At 73.4% G+C, this 21,369-nt stretch carries 21 protein-coding genes; 18 read left to right on the forward strand and 3 right to left on the reverse strand.

Annotated elements, in window-relative coordinates; translation table 11 throughout:
- Positions 1–27 precede the first annotated feature (27 nt).
- Together ACFC1F_RS15505 and ACFC1F_RS15510 are read right to left on the reverse strand one after the other, a co-directional pair.
- The gene (locus ACFC1F_RS15505) at positions 28–678 is read right to left on the reverse strand and encodes a TIGR03085 family metal-binding protein (protein WP_376158620.1); all 651 of its coding nucleotides are present in this window, start codon (positions 676–678) and stop codon (positions 28–30) included.
- Between the two features lie 47 nt (positions 679–725).
- Positions 726–1,331: a hypothetical protein gene (locus tag ACFC1F_RS15510; RefSeq protein ID WP_376158622.1), complete on the reverse strand. Its 606-nt coding sequence runs from the start codon at positions 1,329–1,331 to the stop codon at positions 726–728.
- A 137-nt stretch (positions 1,332–1,468) separates the two neighbouring features.
- Between ACFC1F_RS15510 and ACFC1F_RS15515 the strand changes: the two genes are divergently transcribed.
- The 18 genes from ACFC1F_RS15515 to ACFC1F_RS15600 all read left to right on the forward strand — a co-directional run bounded on the left by ACFC1F_RS15515 (position 1,469) and on the right by ACFC1F_RS15600 (position 20,013).
- Positions 1,469–1,942 carry a hypothetical protein gene (locus ACFC1F_RS15515; protein WP_209411991.1) on the forward strand — a complete coding sequence of 158 codons (474 nt, stop codon included), beginning with the start codon at positions 1,469–1,471 and terminating at the stop codon, positions 1,940–1,942.
- A 121-nt stretch (positions 1,943–2,063) separates the two neighbouring features.
- A complete protein-coding gene (gene hisI / locus ACFC1F_RS15520) occupies positions 2,064–2,441 on the forward strand; it encodes a phosphoribosyl-AMP cyclohydrolase (RefSeq protein ID WP_376158624.1) in 378 nt (125 codons plus the stop codon).
- A 31-nt stretch (positions 2,442–2,472) separates the two neighbouring features.
- Positions 2,473–3,993, forward strand: a complete 1,521-nt coding sequence (locus ACFC1F_RS15525) for an anthranilate synthase component I (RefSeq protein WP_376158626.1) — start codon at positions 2,473–2,475, stop codon at positions 3,991–3,993.
- A 19-nt stretch (positions 3,994–4,012) separates the two neighbouring features.
- On the forward strand, positions 4,013–4,621 hold the full coding sequence (locus ACFC1F_RS15530; RefSeq protein WP_376158628.1) for a Uma2 family endonuclease: 609 nt from the start codon (positions 4,013–4,015) through the stop codon (positions 4,619–4,621).
- Positions 4,618–5,229 (forward strand): TIGR02234 family membrane protein, encoded by a 612-nt coding sequence (locus ACFC1F_RS15535; protein ID WP_376158630.1) that lies wholly within the window; start codon positions 4,618–4,620, stop codon positions 5,227–5,229. Before ACFC1F_RS15530 ends, ACFC1F_RS15535 begins: the two co-directional genes overlap by 4 nt.
- Before the next feature lie 181 nt (positions 5,230–5,410).
- On the forward strand, positions 5,411–5,653 hold the full coding sequence (locus tag ACFC1F_RS15540; RefSeq protein WP_209411996.1) for an HGxxPAAW family protein: 243 nt from the start codon (positions 5,411–5,413) through the stop codon (positions 5,651–5,653).
- Positions 5,654–5,777: 124 nt separating this feature from the next.
- Entirely contained in the window at positions 5,778–6,218 is a 441-nt protein-coding gene (locus ACFC1F_RS15545; RefSeq protein ID WP_376158632.1) for a DUF2752 domain-containing protein, read from the forward strand.
- Positions 6,219–6,410: 192 nt separating this feature from the next.
- Positions 6,411–7,217 carry an indole-3-glycerol phosphate synthase TrpC gene (gene trpC / locus ACFC1F_RS15550; RefSeq protein ID WP_209411998.1) on the forward strand — a complete coding sequence of 269 codons (807 nt, stop codon included), beginning with the start codon at positions 6,411–6,413 and terminating at the stop codon, positions 7,215–7,217.
- Between the two features lie 10 nt (positions 7,218–7,227).
- Complete coding sequence (gene trpM, locus ACFC1F_RS15555; protein WP_174315761.1) at positions 7,228–7,377, forward strand: tryptophan biosynthesis modulator TrpM; 150 nt, start codon at positions 7,228–7,230, stop codon at positions 7,375–7,377.
- 48 nt (positions 7,378–7,425) lie between these two features.
- Positions 7,426–8,688, forward strand: coding sequence for a tryptophan synthase subunit beta (gene trpB, locus ACFC1F_RS15560; RefSeq protein WP_209411999.1), 1,263 nt, complete (start codon positions 7,426–7,428; stop codon positions 8,686–8,688).
- 2 nt (positions 8,689–8,690) lie between these two features.
- Positions 8,691–9,500: a tryptophan synthase subunit alpha gene (gene trpA / locus ACFC1F_RS15565; RefSeq protein WP_148645564.1), complete on the forward strand. Its 810-nt coding sequence runs from the start codon at positions 8,691–8,693 to the stop codon at positions 9,498–9,500.
- Between the two features lie 187 nt (positions 9,501–9,687).
- A complete protein-coding gene (locus ACFC1F_RS15570; protein ID WP_209412001.1) occupies positions 9,688–9,948 on the forward strand; it encodes a hypothetical protein in 261 nt (86 codons plus the stop codon).
- Positions 9,949–10,073: 125 nt separating this feature from the next.
- Positions 10,074–10,559: a MauE/DoxX family redox-associated membrane protein gene (locus tag ACFC1F_RS15575; RefSeq protein WP_376158635.1), complete on the forward strand. Its 486-nt coding sequence runs from the start codon at positions 10,074–10,076 to the stop codon at positions 10,557–10,559.
- A 57-nt stretch (positions 10,560–10,616) separates the two neighbouring features.
- Entirely contained in the window at positions 10,617–11,480 is an 864-nt protein-coding gene (locus ACFC1F_RS15580; RefSeq protein WP_376158637.1) for a DsbA family protein, read from the forward strand.
- Positions 11,481–11,622: 142 nt separating this feature from the next.
- Entirely contained in the window at positions 11,623–12,615 is a 993-nt protein-coding gene (gene lgt, locus ACFC1F_RS15585; RefSeq protein ID WP_209412004.1) for a prolipoprotein diacylglyceryl transferase, read from the forward strand.
- Between the two features lie 151 nt (positions 12,616–12,766).
- Positions 12,767–13,498 (forward strand): VIT1/CCC1 transporter family protein, encoded by a 732-nt coding sequence (locus tag ACFC1F_RS15590; protein WP_376158669.1) that lies wholly within the window; start codon positions 12,767–12,769, stop codon positions 13,496–13,498.
- A gap of 475 nt (positions 13,499–13,973) precedes the next feature.
- Positions 13,974–18,560 carry a glutamate synthase large subunit gene (gene gltB, locus ACFC1F_RS15595; protein WP_376158671.1) on the forward strand — a complete coding sequence of 1,529 codons (4,587 nt, stop codon included), beginning with the start codon at positions 13,974–13,976 and terminating at the stop codon, positions 18,558–18,560.
- Positions 18,553–20,013 carry a glutamate synthase subunit beta gene (locus ACFC1F_RS15600; RefSeq protein ID WP_376158639.1) on the forward strand — a complete coding sequence of 487 codons (1,461 nt, stop codon included), beginning with the start codon at positions 18,553–18,555 and terminating at the stop codon, positions 20,011–20,013. The genes gltB and ACFC1F_RS15600 overlap by 8 nt, the downstream gene beginning before the upstream one ends.
- Positions 20,014–20,268: 255 nt before the next feature.
- Here ACFC1F_RS15600 and ACFC1F_RS15605 read toward each other — a convergent pair whose 3' ends face one another.
- On the reverse strand, positions 20,269–21,243 hold the full coding sequence (locus tag ACFC1F_RS15605; protein WP_307853075.1) for a winged helix-turn-helix domain-containing protein: 975 nt from the start codon (positions 21,241–21,243) through the stop codon (positions 20,269–20,271).
- Positions 21,244–21,369 lie beyond the last annotated feature (126 nt).

Here is a 21,369-nt window from a genome sequence, read left to right on the forward strand (position 1 = left end):
CCGCCGGTCCCGTGTCGCCCGGCGGCCCTACGACGTCGCCGGGGGCAGCGGGAGGACGTGCCGCAGGGCGGTGACGGCGTCCGGCGGGCCGTCGACGGACAGCTCCGTCCGCTCGCCGCGGCCGTAGACGAAGAGCAGCAGCTCGCCCGGCTCGCCGGTGATCCGGACGGTCGGCGCGCCCGCCGGGCCGACCGTCAGGCTCCGTCCGTCGGGGTGGCGCAGCTCCAGCCGGGCGGGGGAGCGGCGGCCCGCCTCCAGCCGGGCGAGCAGCGGCAGCCGGCGCCAGAGCGCCTCGGCCCGCCCCGGCGGCACCGGCTGCGGCCGCCACTGCGGGCCCGCCCGGCGGACGTCCTCGGCGTGTACGAAGTACTCGACGGTGTTGCCGGCCTCGTCGGCGCCGGGCAGCGCGAACAGCGAGAGCAGCGGCGGGCCGGAGCGGAACCGCCGCACCAGCTCCTCGTAGGGGCGCTCGGCGTACCCGTCCTGCACCCGGTGGGTCCAGCCGGCCAGCGGGCCGAGCCGGATGCCCGCCGCGGCGTCCGGCCGGCCCTCCCGGATCACCAGGTGGGCGGCGAGGTCGCGGGTGGACCACCCGGCACAGAGGGTGGGGGCGTCCGGCCCGGCGGCGGCCAGCAGTTCGGCCAGCCGGTGGCGCTCGGCGAGGGCGTGGTTCGACATGGTCAGAAGCGTAGGGCCCGGGTGCCCCGGGGGTGTGCGGACGGGGGCTACTTCAGGTGCCCGGTGAGCCTGGTGCCGCCCGGGTGGTTGCTGGCCGTCAGGGTGCAGGTGTAGTCCCGCCAGCCCTGCTGGTAGAAGGTCATCGACGGGCCGACCGGGTACCCGTAGTACGGCCCGCCGCCGCCCTGGCGGGTTTCCGCCGCGGCCTGCGGCTCCTTGCACCCGTCCCGCATCGCCTTGCTGATCTGGCTGTCACCGGTCAGCCCGTCCGGCAGCAGCAGGGTGCCGATCGCCTCGCCGTCGTGCGCGCCCTCGCAGGGACGCGCCTCCGGCTTGGTGACCGACTTGTTCAGCTGCGGGTGGTCGAAGCAGGAGCCGGCCGTGAAGAAGGTGTACGGCACCGCCTTGGTGGGCGTCGGGGTGGGCGTCGGGGTGGGTGTGGGGGTCGGGCTCGGGGTGGTGGCGGCGGGGGCGGGCGGGGGAGGCAGCGCGGACGGCTTCCTCTCCGGCCAGAGCAGCACGGTGGCCACCACCGCGAGCAGGACGGCCAGCACGGCCGAGACGGCGAGGACCAGGCCCCGCGACGGGCGGGCGGCGGCTTCGTCCGGCCGCGCGGGGACCGGCGGCTCGGGGGACGGCTGCTCGGAGGTCATGGCCACGAGGATGGCCCAACCCGGGGCCGCCCGGCAGGCGGTTGGCACAACTCGTACGAACAGACCGGCGCGCCGGGGCGGGCGGCCGGCGTTCGGATAGGCTCGCCCCGGCACGACACGATCCCAGGAGCATGCGGATGCGCGTCGGAATCACCGGTCACCGGGGCCTGTCGGGTGGCATCACCGAGATGCTGGTCCGCGGGGACCTCTGGAAGCTGGTCACCACCTTCGGCCCGTACGAACTGGTCGGCGTCACCTGCGCCGACGAGGGCCCGGAGACCTGGTTCGCCAGGTCGGTACTGGAGCACGGCGGCAAGCTGGAGGTCATCGTCCCCGCGGGGGCGCCCGTCGTGGGCCGCGCCGACGACGCGCACCGGGGCACCCGGATGCGGCTGATGAACGAGGCCAACGCCGTCCACCGGCTGGCCGCGCCCGAGCACGGCGGCCTCGGCGACGACACCGGGCGGGCCATGGTCGGCATGATCGACGAACTGATCGCGGTCTGGGACGGCGGGCCCGGCAGCGAGCCCGCCCGGGTCGCCGCACTGGCGCAGCGGGCCGGGCTCTTCGTCCACCGGATCTGGCCCGCCGGCTGCGAACGGCCGCTCTGAACGGCCGGGCCCCGACGGGAGGTCCGCCCGCCCGCCGGTCCCCCGTCCACGCGCGCCCGCCGGCCCGGCCGCGATCCGGACGGGGGACCGGCGGGCCGGGCCGGGCTGACACAATGGCCCCATGTCCACCCCCACCACGCCCGCCGCCCCCGGCTCCACCGCCCTGGACCCCGCGATCGCCGCCCGGCTCAAGCGCACCGACGACGGCCTGCTCCCGGCCGTCGCGCAGCAGTACGACACCGGTGAGGTCCTGATGCTGGGCTGGATGGACGACGAGGCGCTGCACCGCACCCTCACCACCGGCCGCTGCACCTACTGGAGCCGCAGCCGCCGCGAGTACTGGGTCAAGGGCGACACCTCCGGCCACGTCCAGGAGGTCAAGTCCGTCGCGCTGGACTGCGACGGCGACACCCTGCTGGTCCGGGTGGACCAGACCGGCGCCGCCTGCCACACCGGCGACCGCACCTGCTTCGACGCCGACGTGCTCCCGCTCTCCTGACCCGTTCCTACCCTTTAAGGTGCCGCCCGCCATGGACCTCGAAGCCTTCCGCAAGCTCGCCGTCGACACCCGGGTCATCCCGGTCACCCGCAGGCTCCTCGCGGACGGCCTCACCCCGATCGGCCTCTACCGCAGCCTCGGCGGCGAGCGCCCCGGCACCTTCCTGCTGGAGTCCGCCGAGCAGGGCCGCAGCTGGTCCCGGTACTCCTTCGTCGGCGTCCGCAGCGCGGCCGTGCTCACCGCCGGCGAGGACGGCGAGGCCCGCTGGCACGGCGCCCCGCCGGTCGGCATCCCCACCACCGGCGACCCGCTGGAGGTGCTGCGCGCCACCCTGGTGGCGCTGCACACCCCGCGCCACACCGACGACGGCCTGCCCCCGCTCACCGGCGGCTTGGTCGGCTACCTCGGCTACGACGTCGTCCGCCGGCTGGAGAAGCTGCCCGACCTCAACCCGGACGACCTGAAGCTCCCCGAGCTGACCATGCTGCTGGCCACCGACCTCGCGGTCCTGGACCACGCCGACGGCACCGTGCTGCTGATCGCCAACGCGGTCAACCACAACGACCTGGCCAGCGGCGTCGACGAGGCCTACGCGGACGCGGTGGCCCGGCTCGACGCGATGGAGGCCGACCTGCTGCAGCCGGTCGACCCGGGCCTGGCCACCTTCACCCCGTCCGGCCCCGGCGAGGTCCGCTCGCCGTTCGGCGGCGAGCCGTACCGGGCCGCCGTCGAGGAGGTCAAGGAGCGGATCAGGGCCGGCGAGGCGTTCCAGGTGGTGCCCTCGCAGCGGTTCGAAGCCCCCTGCCCCGCCTCCGCGCTGGACGTCTACCGCGTGCTGCGCACCACCAACCCCAGCCCGTACATGTACCTCTTCCGGTTCCCCGGCCCGGACGGCGGGGCCGAGGGCGGCTTCGACGTGGTCGGCTCCAGCCCGGAGGCCCTGGTCAAGGTCACCGAGGGCGAGGCGATGCTGCACCCGATCGCCGGCACCCGGCACCGCGGCGCCACCCCGCACGAGGACGCCGGGCTGGCCGCCGAGCTGCTCGCCGACCCCAAGGAGCGGGCCGAGCACCTGATGCTGGTCGACCTCGGCCGCAACGACCTCGGGCGGGTCTGCGAGCCGGGCAGCGTCGAGGTGGTCGACTTCATGCAGATCGAGCGGTACAGCCACGTCATGCACATCGTCTCCACGGTCACCGGCAAGGTCGCCGAGGGGCGGACCGCCTTCGACGTGCTGACCGCCTGCTTCCCCGCGGGCACCCTCTCCGGCGCGCCGAAGCCGCGCGCCATGCGCATCATCGAGGAGCTGGAGCCCACCCGCCGGGGCCTGTACGGCGGCTGCGTCGGCTACCTGGACTTCGCCGGGGACTCCGACACCGCGATCGCCATCCGCACCGCCGTCCTGCGCGACGGCACCGCGTACGTGCAGGCGGGCGCGGGCGTGGTCGCCGACTCGGACCCGCACGGCGAGGACACCGAGTGCCGCAACAAGGCCGCGGCCGTCCTGCGGGCGGTGGCCACCGCGAATACGCTGCGCACGCCGACGCTGTGAGCCGCGGCAAGGAGGCGGGATGTCGGAGGAGCAGGACGCCGGATCGGCCTGGGACGCCCTGGAGGGTGTGAGGATCCCGCGCGGGTACCAGGTGGAGATCACCGCCGGGAAGATCATCATGACGCCGCGGACGGCGGAGCAGCCGGGCGTCGTCCGGGGCGCCGAACAGCAGGTCCGCGAGCAGCTCGCCGGGCACGGCACCGTGCTCTCCGGCGTCGTCGTGGACTTCCCGTCCCCGCAGTACGGCTACGCGCCGGACCTCGCCCTGGTCGCGCCCGGCGCGCGGCGCAACGCCCGGCAGCGGTTCGAGGCGCGTGACCTGGAGGCGGTGCTGGAGGTCGTCCCGCGCTCGCGCCAGGACGACGACTTCGTCCGCAAACAGCGGTACCTCGCCGCCTCCGGGATCCCGCTGTACGTGGTGGTCGACCCGGCCGCGGCGGTCTGCACGGTGCACAGCCACCCGCTGCAGGGCGGGACGTACCGGGAGGCGGAGCGGGTGCCGTTCGGCAACGACCTGTTCCTGCCGCTGCCGGGGCGGACGCTGGTGCTGCGCACCGACGACTTTCCCGCCGGGCCGCCGACCCCGGGTGCGGGCCCGGGGGCCGGGCGGGGGATAGTGGACGGGTGAGCGTTCCTACCCAGTCCCGTGCCGAAGCCGATCCCGCCGCCCCCGCCAAGGCCGGGCGGCGCACGCTCGGCCTGATGCTGCTGCTGACCGTGCTGGGCGCGGTGCTGGTGCTGACCGCCGTCGGCCGGGTCTGGGCCGAGGGCGTGGCCGGCACCCTGAAGGTGTCCGTCACCGGCGGGAGGATCTCCGAGCTGCCCGGCGGGCTGGCGCTGGTGGCGCTGGCGGCGGCCGTCGCGGTGTTCGCGGTGCGCGGCGCCGGTCGGGTCGCGGTCGGGGCGCTGACGCTCCTCGCCGGTCTCGGGGCGGCGGCCGCCGCCGCGGCCGGGGCGGGCGACACCGCCGCGCTGGACGGCGAGGCGGCCCGCAAGCTCGCCCTCTCCGGCACCACGGCGGCCGGGATCACCCACACCGCCTGGCCCTGGGTGGCCCTGCTCGGCGGGGTGCTGCTGGCGCTGGCCGGGCTGCTCACCACCTGGTACGGGCGCGGTTGGCCGGCCATGGGCAGCCGCTACGAGGCCCCCACCCGCAAGGCGCCGACGAAGGCCGCGGAGTCCCCGGCCGACCTCTGGAAGGCGCTGGACCGCGGCGAGGACCCGACCGCGCTCTGAGGCGTCGCGCCGCGGCGCGACGGTGCCCGCCGCCCGGTGGCCGCGGTGCGGGCGCAGTGTGACCCGATAGACGAGTACCCGCCTTGGGGCGCCGGTGTGTGGCCCGGCACAATGGAACACGTCAACCCGCCAGGGGCCGGCAGGCCCGGCCGGGCCCCGGAGAACCAAGGAGCAGCATCAGATGGCAGCAGCAGCACACGGCCACAACCCCGCCGCCTGGACCGGCGTGACCATCGCCTTCGTCGGTTTTGCGATCGCGGGTGTCGCGATGATCCTGCCGTCGGTGCTGCTGGTCTGTGCCGGCCTGGCGGTCGTCCTGATCGGTGGCGTGGTCGGCAAGGCCATGTCGATGGCGGGCATGGGCAAGCAGCCCAGCACCATGGTGTACACCCCGGAGGAGCAGGCCGCGCTGGCCGCCGCCTGACCTCCCCGGAACCCTGTGAACGGCGGGCGCCTGCCCGCCGTTTTCGTTTCCCGCCCGGGCGCGGTCTGCCGCCCCGCTGTGTCACGGTGCCCGCCGGCCGCACCGGACGGGCAGAATCAGGGGCGTGACCGCCTCCTCCGCCGCCCCCGCCCGGCCGCCCGTCCTGCGCCGGCTGGGCGCGCCGCTGACCGCCCTGGCCGCGGTGGCCGCCCCCACCGTGTACGTCGCCGCGGTGGACCCGAACGCCCCCGGCCACTACCCGACCTGCCCGTTCCTGACGCTCACCGGCTGGTGGTGCCCGGGCTGCGGCGGACTGCGCTGCGTCCACGCGCTCACCCATGGGGACCTCAGCGGCGCGCTGCACGACAACGCGCCCGCGGTGCTGCTGTTCGCGGTGCTGGCGGTGCTCTGGCTGCGCTGGGTGTGGGCGGCGGTGCGCGGCGGGCCGACGCCGCGGCTCGCGCTCGGTGCGCGGCGCTGGGTGCTGGTGGCGCTGCTCCTGCTGGTCTTCACGGTGGTGCGCAACCTGCCGGTCGGGGCGGGGCTGGCGCCGGCGTCGGTCTGAGCCGGACACTCGGTGTGAATACGGTGAAACCGCAGTTCGGGGCCGCCGTTGGGGGCGTCCGTTCCGCGAGACGCGCGCCGGGCGGATGCGCCCCGCGCCCCCGGGTGCCGATACCATCGAAGGGCCGGTGGCCCTCATGGCCCCCCGGCTCATCGCTAGAACGACTAGCAGATTAATGATGGGGGCGCTCGCGTGAGTGTGCTCGACACGATCATCGACGGGGTCCGCGAGGATCTCGCCGAACGGCAGGCCCGGGTCTCCCTGGACGAGCTCAAGGAGCTCGCCGCCAAGGCCCCGGACGCCAAGGACGGCGTCGCCGCCCTCAAGGGCGACGGCGTGCGGGTGATCTGCGAGGTCAAGCGCTCCAGCCCGTCCAAGGGTGCACTGGCCGCGATCGCCGACCCGGCCGCCCTGGCGGCCGACTACGCGGCCGGCGGTGCCGCCGCGATCAGCGTCCTGACCGAGCAGCGCCGCTTCGGCGGGTCGCTCGCCGACCTGGACGCCGTCCGCGCCGCGGTGGACACCCCGCTGCTGCGCAAGGACTTCATCGTCACCGCCTACCAGCTGTGGGAGGCCCGCGCCCACGGCGCCGACCTCGCGCTGCTGATCGTCGCCGCCCTCGACCAGCCGGCCCTCGTGTCGCTGATCGAGCGCGCCGAGTCGATCGGCCTCACCCCGCTGGTCGAGGTGCACGACGAGGAGGAGATCGCCCGCGCGGTGGACGCCGGCGCGAGGATCATCGGCGTCAACGCCCGCAACCTGAAGACCCTCGAAGTGGACCGCAACACCTTCGGCAACGTCGTCCACGCGATCCCGGACGGCATCGTCAAGGTCGCCGAGTCCGGCGTGCGGGGCCCGCTGGACGTGATCTCCTACGCCAACCTCGGCGCCGACGCGGTGCTGGTCGGCGAGTCGCTGGTGACCGGCAAGGACCCGCGCGCCGCCGTGGCCGACCTGGTCGCGGCCGGTGCCCACCCCGCCCTGCGGCACAAGGACTGACCCCGCCGCCATGAAACTCGCCTCCCGTCTCGCCCCCGGCTGCCGCCCGCGCGGCTGCCGCGCGCCCGCACGCCGGGTGCTGGGCAGGCGGGTGCGCTACGTGATCGGCTGCGAGCCCGGGCAGGTGCAGGGCCGGCGATGGCGCAGGACGCGCGGCTGAACCAGCCGTTCCGACGTCACTGCCGTCATCTTCCAGAAGGACTTCACCATGTCCGAGAAGGACTACCTGCCCGGCGCCGAGGTGCCGGACGCCCGCGGCTACTTCGGCGCCTACGGGGGCCGCTTCATCCCGGAGGCGCTGGTCGCCGCCGTGGAGCAGGTCGCCGAGGAGTACGAGAAGGCCAAGGCCGACCCGGCCTTCGCCGCCGAGCTGGACGCGCTGCTCAAGGACTACACCGGCCGCCCCAGCCCGCTCACCGACGTGCACCGCTTCTCCGCGGAGGCGGGCGGCGCGCGCGTCCTGCTCAAGCGCGAGGACCTCAACCACACCGGCTCGCACAAGATCAACAACGTGCTGGGTCAGGCGCTGCTCACCCGGCGGATGGGCAAGACCCGGATCATCGCCGAGACCGGCGCCGGCCAGCACGGCGTGGCCACCGCCACCGCCTGCGCGCTGTTCGGCTTCGACTGCACGATCTACATGGGCGAGGTCGACACGCAGCGCCAGGCGCTGAACGTCGCCCGGATGCGGATGCTCGGCGCCGAGGTCGTCTCGGTGAAGTCCGGCAGCCGCACCCTCAAGGACGCCATCAACGAGGCCTTCCGCGACTGGGTCGCCAACGTCGACTCCACCCACTACCTGTTCGGCACGGTCGCCGGCCCGCACCCGTTCCCGATGATGGTCCGGGACTTCCACCGGGTCATCGGCGTCGAGGCCAGGCAGCAGGTCCTCGACCGGACCGGCAGGCTGCCGGACGCCGTCGTCGCCTGCGTCGGCGGCGGCTCCAACGCGATGGGCATCTTCCACGAGTTCATCCCGGACGCGGACGTGCGCCTGATCGGCTGCGAGGCGGCCGGCGAGGGCGCCGAGACCCCGAAGCACGCCGCCACCCTGACCAAGGGCGACCCGGGCGTGCTGCACGGCTCCCGCACCTACGTCCTCCAGGACGAGGACGGCCAGACCATCGAGTCGCACTCCATCTCGGCCGGCCTCGACTACCCGGGCGTCGGCCCGGAGCACGCCTGGCTGAAGGACACCGGCCGGGCCGAGTACCGCCCGGTCACCGACGACGCCGCCATGCAGGCGCTGCGGCTGCTGTCCCGCACCGAGGGCATCATCCCGGCCATCGAGAGCGCCCACGCGCTGGCCGGCGCCCTGGAGCTGGGCCGCGAGCTCGGGCCCGGGGCCACCATCCTGGTCTCGCTCTCCGGACGCGGCGACAAGGACATGCACACCGCGGCCGAGTACTTCGGCCTGTACGACGGGGCCGGCGACAAGCCGGCCGACGGCGCCGGCAACGGGGGTAAGTGACCATGGCTTCGAAGCTCAGCGGCATCCTGGCCGCCGCCAAGGCGGAGAACCGCGCCGCGCTGATCGGCTACCTGCCGGCCGGCTTCCCGAGCGTGGACGGCGGCGTGCGCGCCGTCAACGCGCTGGTCGAGGGCGGCTGCGACGTCGTCGAGGTCGGCCTGCCGCACTCCGACCCGGTGCTGGACGGCCCGACCATCCAGACCGCGGACGACATCGCGCTGCGGGCCGGCGTGCGGATCAAGGACGTGCTGCGCACCGTCCAGGAGGTGGCCGGCGCCCACCCCGGGGCGGCGGTGCTGGTCATGACCTACTGGAACCCGGTGGAGCGCTACGGCACCGCGCGGTTCGCGGCCGACCTGGCCGCCGCCGGTGGCGCCGGCTGCATCCTCCCGGACCTGCCGGTGGAGGAGTCCGAGGAGTGGCGCAAGGCGGCGGACGAGCACGGTCTCGACACCGTCTTCGTGGTCGCCCCGAGCAGCAAGGACAAGCGCCTCGCCGAGGTCACCGCGGCGGGCTCCGGCTTCGTCTACGCGGCCGCGGTGATGGGCGTGACCGGCTCCCGGGCCCAGGTCGGCGACCTCGCCGAGGACCTGGTCGCCCGGACCCGGGCCACCACCGACCTGCCGGTCTGCGTCGGCCTCGGCGTCTCGACGGCCGACCAGGCCGCCCAGGTGGCCGGCTTCGCCGACGGCGTCATCGTCGGCTCCGCCTTCGTCCAGCGGATCCTGGACGCCGACGGTGACGAACAGGCCGCGCTGGCGGCCGTCCGCACCCTGGCCGGCGAGCTGGCGGAGGGCGTCCGCCGCCGGTAGGCACCGCTCCACGACGGCCCGTCGCCCCCGTTCGCCGGGGGCGGCGGGCCGTCGTCGTGCCCGCGGGAACCCGAACGGGTGAACAGTGGCGCTCCGTCGCATCAGCGGGGGTTGACGGGCGTTGAGTGGAGGGACGAGTGCACGAACGACGTGCGCGGCACGTGGAGCGAACGGAAGGGGTCCGCCGGTGCCTGGTCTCCAGCGAGCGGTTCTGCTGCGGGCGGCCGCGGCCGTGCTGGTGCTGGGGGCCGCGGTCGGGGCGGACCACACCGTGGTGGGGGAGGCGCTGGCCAAGCGGGGTGCGGAGCGCGCCGAGCGGGAGGCGTACGTCTGCGCGCAGGCGGCCCGGGTGGAGGCGCTGGCCAGGGCCGCCAGGTCGCGTCCGCAGGGGCGGCCGGGGCTGGAGGACCGGGGGCGGCCGCCCGGCTGCGGTACGAACGGCCGCTAGCCGGGAACAGGACAGAGCCGCACAAGGTGTCACTCATTCGGCTTAATTCCTGAATATGGAGGAACCACCCTTCAGTCCTTACGGTTCATCAGGGCGTGAAGGTGTTTTCCGAGGGGGTTACCTCTATGGCGGCCGGACCGGCGTCGCGCAGCGGTGCGGTGTGGACGGAGTGGGTCAGTACGGCGGCGCGGCTGGGCCTCGCGGTGGTCTGGGGCTGGGCCGGGCTGGCCAAGATCGCCGACCCGGCGGAGGCCGCCCAGGCCGTGCGGGCGTACGAGATCCTGCCCGAGTCGCTGGTGAAACCGGTGGGGTACGCCCTGCCCTTCCTGGAGCTGGCGCTCGCGCTGCTGCTGCTGATCGGCCTGGGGGTGCGGCTGGTGGCCGCGGTCTCCGCGGTGCTGCTGCTCGCGTTCATCGGGGGGATCGCCTCCGCCTGGGCGCGCGGCATCTCGATCGACTGCGGCTGCTTCGGCGGCGGCGGGGCGGTGGACGCCTCGAAGACCGAGTACCTCCAGGAGATCCTGCGCGACACCGGCTTCCTGGTGCTGGCCGGCTGGCTGATCTGGCGGCCCCGCACCAGGTTCTCCGTGGACGGCTGGCTGGCGACCTGACCGGCGGGCACCCCGCACCCACCCCGACCAGTCCCCCGATTGTGGATGTCAATGCAGATGAGCGAGAAGAACCGAGAAGGCAAGCGCACCGCCCGCGAGCGGATGCTGGCGGAGCGGGCGGCCGACGAGGCCCGCGGCAGGCGGAAGAAGAAGCTGGTGGTCGGCGGGGTGGTGCTGGCGGTGATCGCCGCCGCCGTGATCACCGGCGTGGTGGTGCAGAACCAGCGGTCCAAGCCGGAGACCCCGACCGCGGCCCCGGCCGGCACGACCGGTGACAAGAACCTGGTCATCCCGGTCGGCGCGGCCGACGCGCCGTCCGTGCTCACCGTCTACGAGGACCCGCGCTGCCCCGCCTGCGGCAGCTTCGAGCGCGAGTTCTCGCCGACGGTCGACCAGCTGGAGGACGCCGGCAAGATCGCCACCAACTACCACATCGTGTCGTTCATCGACCGGGCCGTGCCGGGCAAGGGCTCGAAGTACGCGGCCAACGCGCTGGCCTGCGCCCAGGACGCCGGGCAATTCCGCGACTACCACGACGTGCTCTACCGCAACCAGCCCGACGAGACCAGCGACGCCTTCGGCAACAAGGCCGTGCTGATCAACCTGGCCAAGCAGGTCGAGGGCCTGGACACCCCGGCCTTCGAGGCCTGCGTCAACGAGAACAAGTTCGGCGGGTGGGTCTCGGCCGTCCAGCAGGACTTCGACAAGTCCACCTACAAGTCGACGCCGACGGTGCTGCTCAACGGCCAGCCGATCTACCCGAAGAACGGCACCGACGAGATCACCCCGCAGAACCTGGTGAAGTGGGTGGACGCCGCCAACCAGGGCAAGCAGCCCGCCGCGGCCGGCTCGCACGGCCAGTCCCCGGCGCCGACGAGCACCGCCTCGGAGAGCAACAACCCCTCGCCGTCCGCCGGCTGAGAAACCGCCCGCCCGGCCGCCCGCCGCCGCCCCCTCCCCGTCCGGAGGGGGCGGCGCGCCGCCGCGGGTACCGCGTTGTTCGGGATCTGTGACCCCTGGGGTGCCCGGGGCGGGCCGCCGACCCTGTAGCGTCGGAGCTGCCATGGATATCGCCTACATTCCCAGCCCGTCGCGGGGCGTCCTGTACCTCGGACCGATCCCGCTGCGCGCCTACGCCTTCTGCATCATCCTCGGTGTCGTCGTGGCCGTCTGGCTCGGCAGCAAGCGCTGGGTCGCCCGGGGCGGTGGCAAGCACACGGTCGGCGACATCGCCGTCTGGGCTGTGCCGTTCGGCCTGGTCGGCGGCCGGCTCTACCACGTGATCACCGACAACCAGCTGTACTTCGGCGAGGGCAGGAACCCCTGGAACGCCTTCAAGATCTGGGAGGGCGGCCTCGGGATCTGGGGCGCGATCGCGCTGGGCGCGGTCGGCGCCTGGATCGGTGCCCGCCGCCGGGGCGTGCCGCTGCCCGCGTACGCCGACGCGATCGCGCCGGGCATCGCGCTGGCCCAGGCCCTCGGCCGCTGGGGCAACTGGTTCAACCAGGAGCTGTACGGCCGGGAGACCACGCTGCCGTGGGGCCTGGAGATCCACAAGACGCTGCCGAACGGCCAGGTCGTCACGGGGACCTACCACCCGACCTTCCTCTACGAGTCGATCTGGTGCGTTGGGGTCGCGCTGCTGGTGATCTGGGCGGACCGCCGGTTCACCCTCGGCCACGGCCGGGCCTTCGCGCTGTACGTGGCCGCGTACACGGTGGGCCGGTTCTGGACCGAGTGGCTGCGCATCGACGAGGCGCACACCTTCTTCGGGCTGCGGCTCAACGACTGGGTGGCGATCGTGGTCTTCCTGGGCGCCGTCGCGTACCTCGTGATCGTGGGGAAGAAGCGGCCGGGCCGCGAGGACCCGGCGAGCATCGACCCGATGGCGCACGACCTCGAGGCCGCCGCCGACGCGGGCCCGGAGGCCCCCGCGGCGGCGCAGGAGACCCCCGCGGACGGGAAGCCGTCCCGGCCCGTGGACAAAAAGACGGACGCGGAGCCCGCCGCGGTGGCCGCCGACAAGACCGGCAAGGACGCCGAGAACCTCACCTGACCTGCGACTTTCCCGTTCCTCCGGCCGCCCCCGCGATCCTCGCGAAGGGCGGCCGGAGTGCTGTTCGGACAGCCTTACTTTGCTGGAAATGCCCAGGTCAGGAGGGCTACGTTCGAGGCAGACCAATCGAACGGAGGGGACCCCCGTGAGCGTGACCACCCTGGAACCCGAGGCCGTGAGCCACCCCCGCATACCCGCGGCCGGGCACCACCGCGACGTGAACGGCGGGTGGCTGCGGCCGGCCGTGTTCGGCGCGATGGACGGCCTGGTCTCCAACTTCGCGCTGATGACCGGCGTGGTCGGCGGCGCGGTCTCCAGCGGCACGGTGGTGCTCACCGGCCTCGCCGGGCTGGCGGCCGGTGCCTGCTCGATGGCGGCGGGGGAGTACACCTCGGTGGCCTCGCAGCGCGAGCTGGTCCAGGCCGAGATCGAGGCCGAGCGGCTGGAGCTGAGCCGCAACCCGCAGGGCGAGCTGGCCGAGCTGGCCCAGCTCTACGTGGCGCGCGGGGTGGAGCCCGGGCTGGCGCACGAGGTGGCCCGCCAGCTCTCCGCCGACCCGAACCGGACGTTGGAGGTCCACGTCCGGGAGGAACTGGGCGTCGACCCCCACGACCTGCCCTCGCCGTGGGTCGCGGCCGGCTCCTCGTTCGTCTGCTTCGCGGTCGGCGCGCTGCTGCCGCTGCTGCCGTACCTGCTGGGCGCGACCTCGCTGCTGCCGGCGCTGCTGCTCTCCGTGGCCGGCCTCTTCGCCTGCGGCGCGGTGGTGGCCAGGGTGACGGCCCGCTCCTGGTGGTTCAGCGGGCTGCGGCAGCTGGTGCTGGGCGGCGCGGCGGCCGGGGTGACGTTCCTGCTGGGGTGGCTGATCGGCGGACAGGTCGGCTGACCGGCGGGCAGGCCGCCGGGCGGCGGAAGCCGGCCGGGCGGCCCGCCGGCGGCGTCGTGGGATGGTACAGCACGGTGCATGATTATGCGGCGGAACGCGTGACGTTCCGCACATGGTGTGGGGAGGCCGCCTGGCCTAGTCTCATCATCCGGGCTCCGGAACCGCGAATTCGCATCCCGGGGCCGACTCCGGGAATGGAATCGCAGGGGACCTTGATCGGCTTCTGTGGCCGGGGGATTTCGCCCCTGTTTCGAACGGCCCCACGCCGGGCACAATCGTCGGGACGTGCACTGTGGCACGTCCTCTCACTGCGCCCTTGACCTGCGCATCCGTCCGCGATGTGGACGCGATATTCCGCTTCCCGGGATCTTGGGCATCATGTAACTTGCACGAAATCGCATCAGGGCCAACGTCGTCCCTACTGCAACAAGCACCTCGAATGACGACGACGGGAGAGCCGATGCTGTCTGCATCCATGCACTCCGCCAACGAGCCCCAGGCCGGCGCAGCGCGCCCGCCGTACGCGCTCGTTCCGGATGCGCGACCTGCTGCTCAGGGCCTGTACGACCCGCGAAACGAGCACGACGCCTGCGGCGTCGGTTTCGTCGCCACGCTGACCGGCATCGCCGACCACAAGATCGTCGAGCAGGCGCTGACCGTCCTGCGCAACCTGGAGCACCGCGGCGCCACCGGCGCCGAGCCGGACTCCGGTGACGGCGCGGGCATCCTGACCCAGGTCCCGGACGCGTTCCTGCGCACCAAGGTCTCCTTCGAGCTGCCCGCCGCCGGCTCGTACGCGGTCGGCATCGCCTTCCTGCCCGACGAGGACGCGGCCTCCGCCGCCGCCGTCGCGCAGATCGAGGCCATCGCCGCCGAGGAGGGCCTCACCGTCCTCGGCTGGCGCGACGTCCCGGTCAGCCCGGACCTGCTGGGCGCCACCGCCCGCAGCGTGATGCCGCGCTTCCGCCAGGTCTTCCTGTCGCAGGGGGAGACCAGCGGCATCGCCCTGGACCGGCTCGCCTTCGTCGTCCGCAAGCGCTCCGAGCGCGAGGCCGGTGTCTACTTCCCGTCGCTCTCCGCGCGCACCATCGTCTACAAGGGCATGCTGACCACCGGCCAGCTGGAGCCCTTCTTCCCCGACCTGTCGGACCGGCTCTACGCCTCCGCGCTCGGCCTGGTGCACTCGCGGTTCTCCACCAACACCTTCCCGAGCTGGCCGCTCGCCCACCCGTACCGCTTCGTCGCGCACAACGGCGAGATCAACACGGTCAAGGGCAACCGGAACTGGATGACCGCCCGGGAGTCCCAGCTCGCCACCGACCTGATCCCCGGCGACCTGAGCCGCATCTTCCCGGTCTGCACCCCGGACCACTCCGACTCGGCCTCCTTCGACGAGGTCCTGGAGCTGCTCCACCTCGGCGGCCGCTCGCTGCCGCACTCGGTGCTGATGATGATCCCGGAGGCGTGGGAGAACCACGCCACCATGGACCCGGCCCGCCGCGCGTTCTACCAGTACCACTCCAACCTGATGGAGCCCTGGGACGGCCCGGCCTGCGTCACCTTCACCGACGGCACCCAGATCGGCGCCGTGCTCGACCGCAACGGCCTGCGCCCGGCCCGCTACTGGATCACCGAGGACGGCCTGGTCGTCCTCTCCTCCGAGGTCGGCGTGCTCGACATCGAGCAGGAGAAGGTCGCCAGGAAGGGCCGCCTCCAGCCCGGCCGGATGTTCCTCATCGACACCGCGGAGCACCGCATCGTCGAGGACGAGGAGATCAAGTCGGCGCTGGCCTCCGAGCACCCCTACGGGGAGTGGGTCGCCGGCGGTCAGATCCAGCTCGCCAAGTTGCCCGAGCGCGAGCATATCGCGCACACCCACGCCTCGGTGACGCGCCGTCAGCAGACCTTCGGCTACACCGAGGAGGAGCTGCGGGTCATCCTGGCGCCGATGGCGAAGACCGGCGGCGAGGCGCTCGGCTCGATGGGCACCGACAGCCCGATCGCCGCGCTCTCCGAGAAGCCGCGCCTGCTGTTCGACTACTTCGTGCAGCTCTTCGCGCAGGTCACCAACCCGCCGCTGGACGCCATCCGCGAGGAGCTCGTCACCTCGCTGCTGTCCAACCTCGGCCCCGAGGGCAACCTGCTGGCCGCCGAGGCCGCCGCCTGCCGTTCCGTCGGCATCACCTTCCCGGTGATCGACAACGACGAGCTGGCCAAGCTGGTCCACATCAACGCCGACGGCGACCAGCCCGGCCTCAAGGCCGTCACCCTGTCCGGCCTGTACAAGGTCTCCACCGGCGGCGGGGGCCTGGCCGCCCGCCTGGCCGAGATCGCCGCCGAGGCCGACGCCGCGATCGCCGACGGCGCCCGGATCGTCGTGCTCTCCGACCGGCACTCCGACGCCGAGCACGCCCCGATTCCCTCGCTGCTGCTCACCTCCGCGATCCACCACCACCTGATCCGCACCAAGCAGCGCACCCAGGTGTCGCTGCTGGTCGAGGCCGGCGACGTCCGCGAGGTGCACCACGTCGCGCTGCTCATCGGCTACGGCGCCGGCGCGGTCAACCCCTACCTGGCCATGGAGTCCGTCGAGGACCTCGTCGCCCAGGGCGTCTTCATCGAGGGCGGCGAGCCCGAGAAGGCCATCAAGAACCTGATCAAGGCGCTCGGCAAGGGCGTGCTCAAGGTCATGTCCAAGATGGGCATCTCCACCGTCGCCTCCTACCGCGGCGCGCAGGTCTTCGAGGCGATCGGCCTCTCCCGCGAGCTGGTCGGCGCCTACTTCGCCGGCACCACCACCAAGCTCGGCGGCATCGGCCTGGACGAGATCGCCAAGGAGGTGGCCGCCCGCCACGCCAAGGCGTACCCGGCCTCCGGCATCCCCGCCGCGCACCGCGCGCTGGACATCGGCGGCGAGTACCAGTGGCGCCGCGAGGGCGAGCCCCACCTGTTCGACCCGGACACCGTCTTCCGCCTCCAGCACTCCACCCGCAACCGCCGGTACGACATCTTCAAGCAGTACACGGACCGGGTGAACGAGCAGTCCGAGCGGCTGATGACGCTGCGCGGCCTGTTCCAGCTGGACGGCCTCGGCCGCACCCCGGTCCCCGTCGACGAGGTCGAGCCGGTCTCCGAGATCGTCAAGCGCTTCTCCACCGGCGCCATGTCGTACGGCTCGATCTCCCGCGAGGCGCACGAGACCCTGGCCATCGCGATGAACCGCCTCGGCGGCAAGTCCAACACCGGTGAGGGCGGCGAGGACCCGGACCGCCTGTACGACCCCGAGCGCCGCTCGGCGATCAAGCAGGTCGCCTCCGGCCGGTTCGGCGTCACCTCCGAGTACCTGGTCAACGCGGACGACATCCAGATCAAGATGGCCCAGGGCGCCAAGCCCGGCGAGGGCGGCCAGCTGCCCGGCCACAAGGTCTACCCGTGGGTCGCCAAGACCCGGCACTCCACCCCGGGCGTCGGCCTGATCTCCCCGCCGCCGCACCACGACATCTACTCCATCGAGGATCTCGCCCAGCTGATCCACGACCTGAAGAACGCCAACCCGGCGGCCCGCATCCACGTGAAGCTGGTCTCCGAGGTCGGCGTCGGCACCGTCGCCGCAGGCGTCTCCAAGGCGCACGCCGACGTGGTGCTGGTCTCCGGTCACGACGGCGGCACCGGCGCCTCGCCGCTGACCTCGCTGAAGCACGCGGGCGGCCCCTGGGAGCTCGGTCTCGCCGAGACCCAGCAGACCCTGCTGCTCAACGGCCTGCGCGACCGCATCGTCGTCCAGACCGACGGCCAGCTCAAGACCGGCCGCGACGTCGTCATCGCCGCACTGCTGGGCGCCGAGGAGTTCGGCTTCGCGACCGCCCCGCTGGTCGTCTCCGGCTGCATCATGATGCGCGTCTGCCACCTCGACACCTGCCCGGTCGGCGTCGCCACCCAGAACCCGGTGCTGCGCGACCGCTTCTCCGGCAAGCCCGAGTTCGTGGTCAACTTCTTCGAGTTCATCGCGGAGGAGGTCCGGGAGATCCTGGCGGAGCTGGGCTTCCGCTCGATCGAGGAGGCCGTCGGCCACGCCGAGCACATCAACGCCCAGGCCGCGATCGACCACTGGAAGGCCGCCGGGCTCGACCTGGCCCCGCTCTTCCACGTCCCCGAGCTGCCCGAGGGCGCGGCCCTGCACTGCACCACCACGCAGGACCACGCGCTCGACAAGGCCCTGGACAACCAGCTGATCGAGCTCGCCGAGGACGCCCTGGAGCGCGGCGACGCCGTCCGCATCCAGCTGCCGATCCGCAACGTCAACCGCACGGTCGGCACCATGCTCGGCCACGAGGTGACCAAGCGGTACCGCGGCGAGGGCCTGCCCGAGGGCACCATCGACGTCACCTTCACCGGCTCGGCCGGCCAGTCGTTCGGCGCCTTCGTGCCGCGCGGTGTGACGCTGCGCCTGGAGGGCGACGCCAACGACTACGTCGGCAAGGGCCTCTCCGGCGGCGTGGTCGTCGTCCGGCCGGCCCGCGACGCCGCCGCGATCGGCGCCGACGCGCAGAACCACGTCATCGCCGGCAACACCATCGGCTACGGCGCCACCAGCGGCCGCGTCCACCTGCGCGGCAAGGCCGGCGAGCGTTTCGCCGTCCGCAACTCCGGTGCGACCCTGGTGGTCGAGGGCGTGGGCGACCACGGCCTGGAGTACATGACCGGCGGCCGGGTCGTCATCCTCGGCGAGACCGGCCGCAACCTGGCGGCGGGCATGTCCGGCGGCATCGCCTACGTGCTGGACCTGCGCCCCGCCAACGTGAACGACGGCATGGTGGGCATCGAGGCCCCGACCGCCGCCGACCGCGACTGGCTGCGCGAGACCGTGCAGCAGCACTACGAGGAGACCGGCTCCACCGTGGCCGCCGAGCTCCTGGCCGACTGGGGCGGCGGGGTCTCCCGCTTCTCCAAGATCATGCCGACCGACTACAAGGCAGTGCTCGCCGCCAAGGACGCCGCTGAGCGCGATGGCCTCTCCGAGGCCGAGACCACTCGCAAGATGATGGAGGCGGCACGTGGCTGACCCCAAGGGCTTCCTGACCACCGGCAAGCAGCTGGCCGAGCGCCGGCCCGTGGACGTCCGTCTGCGGGACTGGAACGAGGTCTACGTCGAGCGCAGCCTCCTGCCGATCATCACCAAGCAGGCCGGCCGCTGCATGGACTGCGGCATCCCGTTCTGCCACAACGGCTGCCCGCTCGGGAACCTCATCCCCGAGTGGAACGACCTCGCCTACCGGGACGACTTCGCCGGCGCCATCGAGCGCCTGCACGCGACGAACAACTTCCCGGAGTTCACCGGGCGGCTCTGCCCGGCGCCCTGCGAGTCCGCGTGCGTCCTCGGCATCAACCAGGACGCGGTGACCATCAAGAACGTCGAGGTCACCATCATCGACAAGGCCTGGGACAACGGCGGCGTCACGCCGCAGGTCCCGGAGCGCCTCTCCGGCAAGACCGTGGCCGTCGTCGGCTCCGGCCCGGCCGGCCTGGCGGTCGCCCAGCAGCTCACCCGGGCCGGGCACACCGTGGTGGTGTACGAGCGCGCCGACCGCGTCGGCGGCCTGCTGCGCTACGGCATCCCCGAGTTCAAGATGGAGAAGCGCCACATCAACCGCCGCATCGAGCAGATGCGCGCGGAGGGCACCCGGTTCCGTACCGGTGTCCACGTGGGCGAGGACATCACCGGGCAGCAGCTGCGCGAGCGCTTCGACGCGGTCGTCGTCGCCGCCGGCGCCACCACCGCCCGCGACCTGCCGGTGCCCGGGCGCGAGCTCAAGGGCATCCACCAGGCCATGGAGTACCTGCCGCTGGCCAACAAGGTGCAGGAGGGCGACTTCGTCGAGCCGCCGATCAGCGCCAAGGGCAAGCACGTCATCGTCATCGGCGGCGGCGACACCGGTGCCGACTGCCTCGGCACCGCGCTGCGCCAGGGGGCGGCCTCGGTCACCCAGCTGGAGATCATGCCGCGTCCGGGCGACTCGCGCCCCGGCCACCAGCCCTGGCCGACCATGCCGATGACCTACAAGGTCACCTCGGCCCACGAGGAGGGCGGTGAGCGCGTTTACTCCGTCAACACCACCCACTTCAGCGGCGACGAGGACGGCAACGTCCAGGAGCTGCACCTCGTCGAGGTCGAGTTCAAGGACGGCCGCTTCGAGCCGGTGCCCGGCACCGAGCGCGCCATCCCGGCGCAGCTGGTCACCCTGGCGATGGGCTTCACCGGCACGGACGTGAAGAACGGCCTGGTCGACCAGCTGGGCGTCGAGCTGGACGCCCGGGGTAATGTGGCCCGGGACGGAAAGTTCGCCACCAACGTCGATGGCGTCTACGTCTGCGGCGACGCCGGCCGAGGCCAGTCGCTGATCGTCTGGGCCATCGCGGAGGGCCGTTCGGCCGCCGCCGCGGTGGACCGCTACCTGGGCGGCAAGACCCCGCTGCCCGCCCCGATCCGTCCGACGGACCGCCCGCTGGTGGTCTGACGTACACCCGAGCCCGCCGGCGGCCCCACCGCCGGCGGGTCCGGACCCCCTGATCGCCCGGTACCGCATTACCGGGAGTTCGAGCCGCTGCCCCCGTCAGCGTCGCCGGGCCTGCACGGTGCCATGGCGCCTGCCCTCTCCCCGACCAGTGGAGGGCGGGCGCCGTTTCGCGTTCCCGGGGAGCCGGGCCTTCCGGGACGGAGCCGCACGGGCCCGTTGCGGCCGTGCGCCCGCTCGCCGGCGCGCCCGTACGGCTCAGCCGCGGAGCAGCAGCTCGGCCGCCTCGGTACGGGCGTAGAGCACCGTGCGCCCGGTGCGGTGGCGGGCCAGCAGGCCGGCCTCGCGCAGGGCGGTGAGGTGGTGCGAGACGTTCGCCGGGGAGCCGCCGGTGCGGGCGGCGAGCTCACTGGTCGAGGCCGGCGACTCCAGCTCGGCGAGCAGCCGGGCCCGGGTGCGGCCCAGCACGCCGGCCAGCCCGTCCGGAGCGGTGGCGCCGGCGCTCTCCCAGAGCGTGGCCACCCCGCGCGGCGGATAGACCAGCCCGGGCTGCCCCTCGGGCTCCACCTGCCAGACCATGCCCGGCCAGATGAACACCGACGGCACCAGCACCAGGCCGCGTCCGCCGTCCAGCCGCCGCTCGATCTCGTACCGCCGCTGCGCCACCGTCATCCGGCCGTCCTGCCACCGCACCTTCGGGTGCAGGCCGTCGAACAGCGCCGCCGGGCCGTCGGCCGCCATCCGCCGTGCCCGGTAGAGGATCTCGCCCTCGACCAGCCGGACGATCCGGCCCCAGTACGGCTCCACGGCCGCCGACCAGTACGCCCGGACCTCACCGGCCAGCCGCTCCAGCCCGGGCCCCGGGTCGGCGTACAGCCCGGCCACCAGCGGCGGCAACGGCTGCCCGACCAGGTCCAGTTCGGCCCGGACGACGTCCGGCGCGGTGGCCGTCAGCGCGGCGAGCTCGGCCTCGATGCCGGGCGCGGTGGCGGCCGGCAGGGCGGTCAGGAACTGCGGCAGGTGCCAGGCCGGCATCGGCACCAGCTGCGACAGCAGCTCGTAGCGGACCCCGCCGGCCGCCAGCCGCTCGCGGGCCCGGCGCACCCACGGCAGGTGGACGGCCTTGGCGCCGGGGTCCTTGAGCACCTGGACGCTCATCACCACCTCGACCACGCGCGAGCCGGCGAAGCGGGTGGCGGCGAGGTCCTGGGCCGAGAAGTCCAAGGTGAGCACGGGTGTCTCCGGTACGGAAGCGGTCGGGATCCGGTCGGGGGCCGATGGGGATCCGGCCGGATTCGGCTGAGATTCGATCATGATGGAATCTCTGGGCGCAGCATCCCATCGCCGGGAGGCTCGGTC

Origin of the sequence: Kitasatospora sp. NPDC056181 (assembly GCF_042266225.1) — a bacterium.
In the GTDB taxonomy this organism is placed as follows: Bacteria; Actinomycetota; Actinomycetes; order Streptomycetales; family Streptomycetaceae; genus Kitasatospora.

What these genes read in the sequence shown, in the direction of transcription:
- ACFC1F_RS15525 (WP_376158626.1), top strand. Translation starts at nt 2,473, where the DNA reads ATGGACCTCGAAGCCTTCCGCAAGCTCGCCGTCGACACCCGGGTCATC.
- ACFC1F_RS15530 (WP_376158628.1), top strand. Translation starts at nt 4,013, where the DNA reads ATGTCGGAGGAGCAGGACGCCGGATCGGCCTGGGACGCCCTGGAGGGT.
- hisI (WP_376158624.1), top strand. Translation starts at nt 2,064, where the DNA reads ATGTCCACCCCCACCACGCCCGCCGCCCCCGGCTCCACCGCCCTGGAC.
- trpM (WP_174315761.1), top strand. Translation starts at nt 7,228, where the DNA reads ATGAAACTCGCCTCCCGTCTCGCCCCCGGCTGCCGCCCGCGCGGCTGC.
- ACFC1F_RS15580 (WP_376158637.1), top strand. Translation starts at nt 10,617, where the DNA reads ATGAGCGAGAAGAACCGAGAAGGCAAGCGCACCGCCCGCGAGCGGATG.
- ACFC1F_RS15575 (WP_376158635.1), top strand. Translation starts at nt 10,074, where the DNA reads ATGGCGGCCGGACCGGCGTCGCGCAGCGGTGCGGTGTGGACGGAGTGG.
- gltB (WP_376158671.1), top strand. Translation starts at nt 13,974, where the DNA reads ATGCACTCCGCCAACGAGCCCCAGGCCGGCGCAGCGCGCCCGCCGTAC.
- ACFC1F_RS15540 (WP_209411996.1), top strand. Translation starts at nt 5,411, where the DNA reads ATGGCAGCAGCAGCACACGGCCACAACCCCGCCGCCTGGACCGGCGTG.
- ACFC1F_RS15515 (WP_209411991.1), top strand. Translation starts at nt 1,469, where the DNA reads ATGCGCGTCGGAATCACCGGTCACCGGGGCCTGTCGGGTGGCATCACC.
- trpB (WP_209411999.1), top strand. Translation starts at nt 7,426, where the DNA reads ATGTCCGAGAAGGACTACCTGCCCGGCGCCGAGGTGCCGGACGCCCGC.
- ACFC1F_RS15510 (WP_376158622.1), bottom strand. Translation starts at nt 1,331, where the DNA reads ATGACCTCCGAGCAGCCGTCCCCCGAGCCGCCGGTCCCCGCGCGGCCG.
- ACFC1F_RS15505 (WP_376158620.1), bottom strand. Translation starts at nt 678, where the DNA reads ATGTCGAACCACGCCCTCGCCGAGCGCCACCGGCTGGCCGAACTGCTG.
- lgt (WP_209412004.1), top strand. Translation starts at nt 11,623, where the DNA reads ATGGATATCGCCTACATTCCCAGCCCGTCGCGGGGCGTCCTGTACCTC.
- trpA (WP_148645564.1), top strand. Translation starts at nt 8,691, where the DNA reads ATGGCTTCGAAGCTCAGCGGCATCCTGGCCGCCGCCAAGGCGGAGAAC.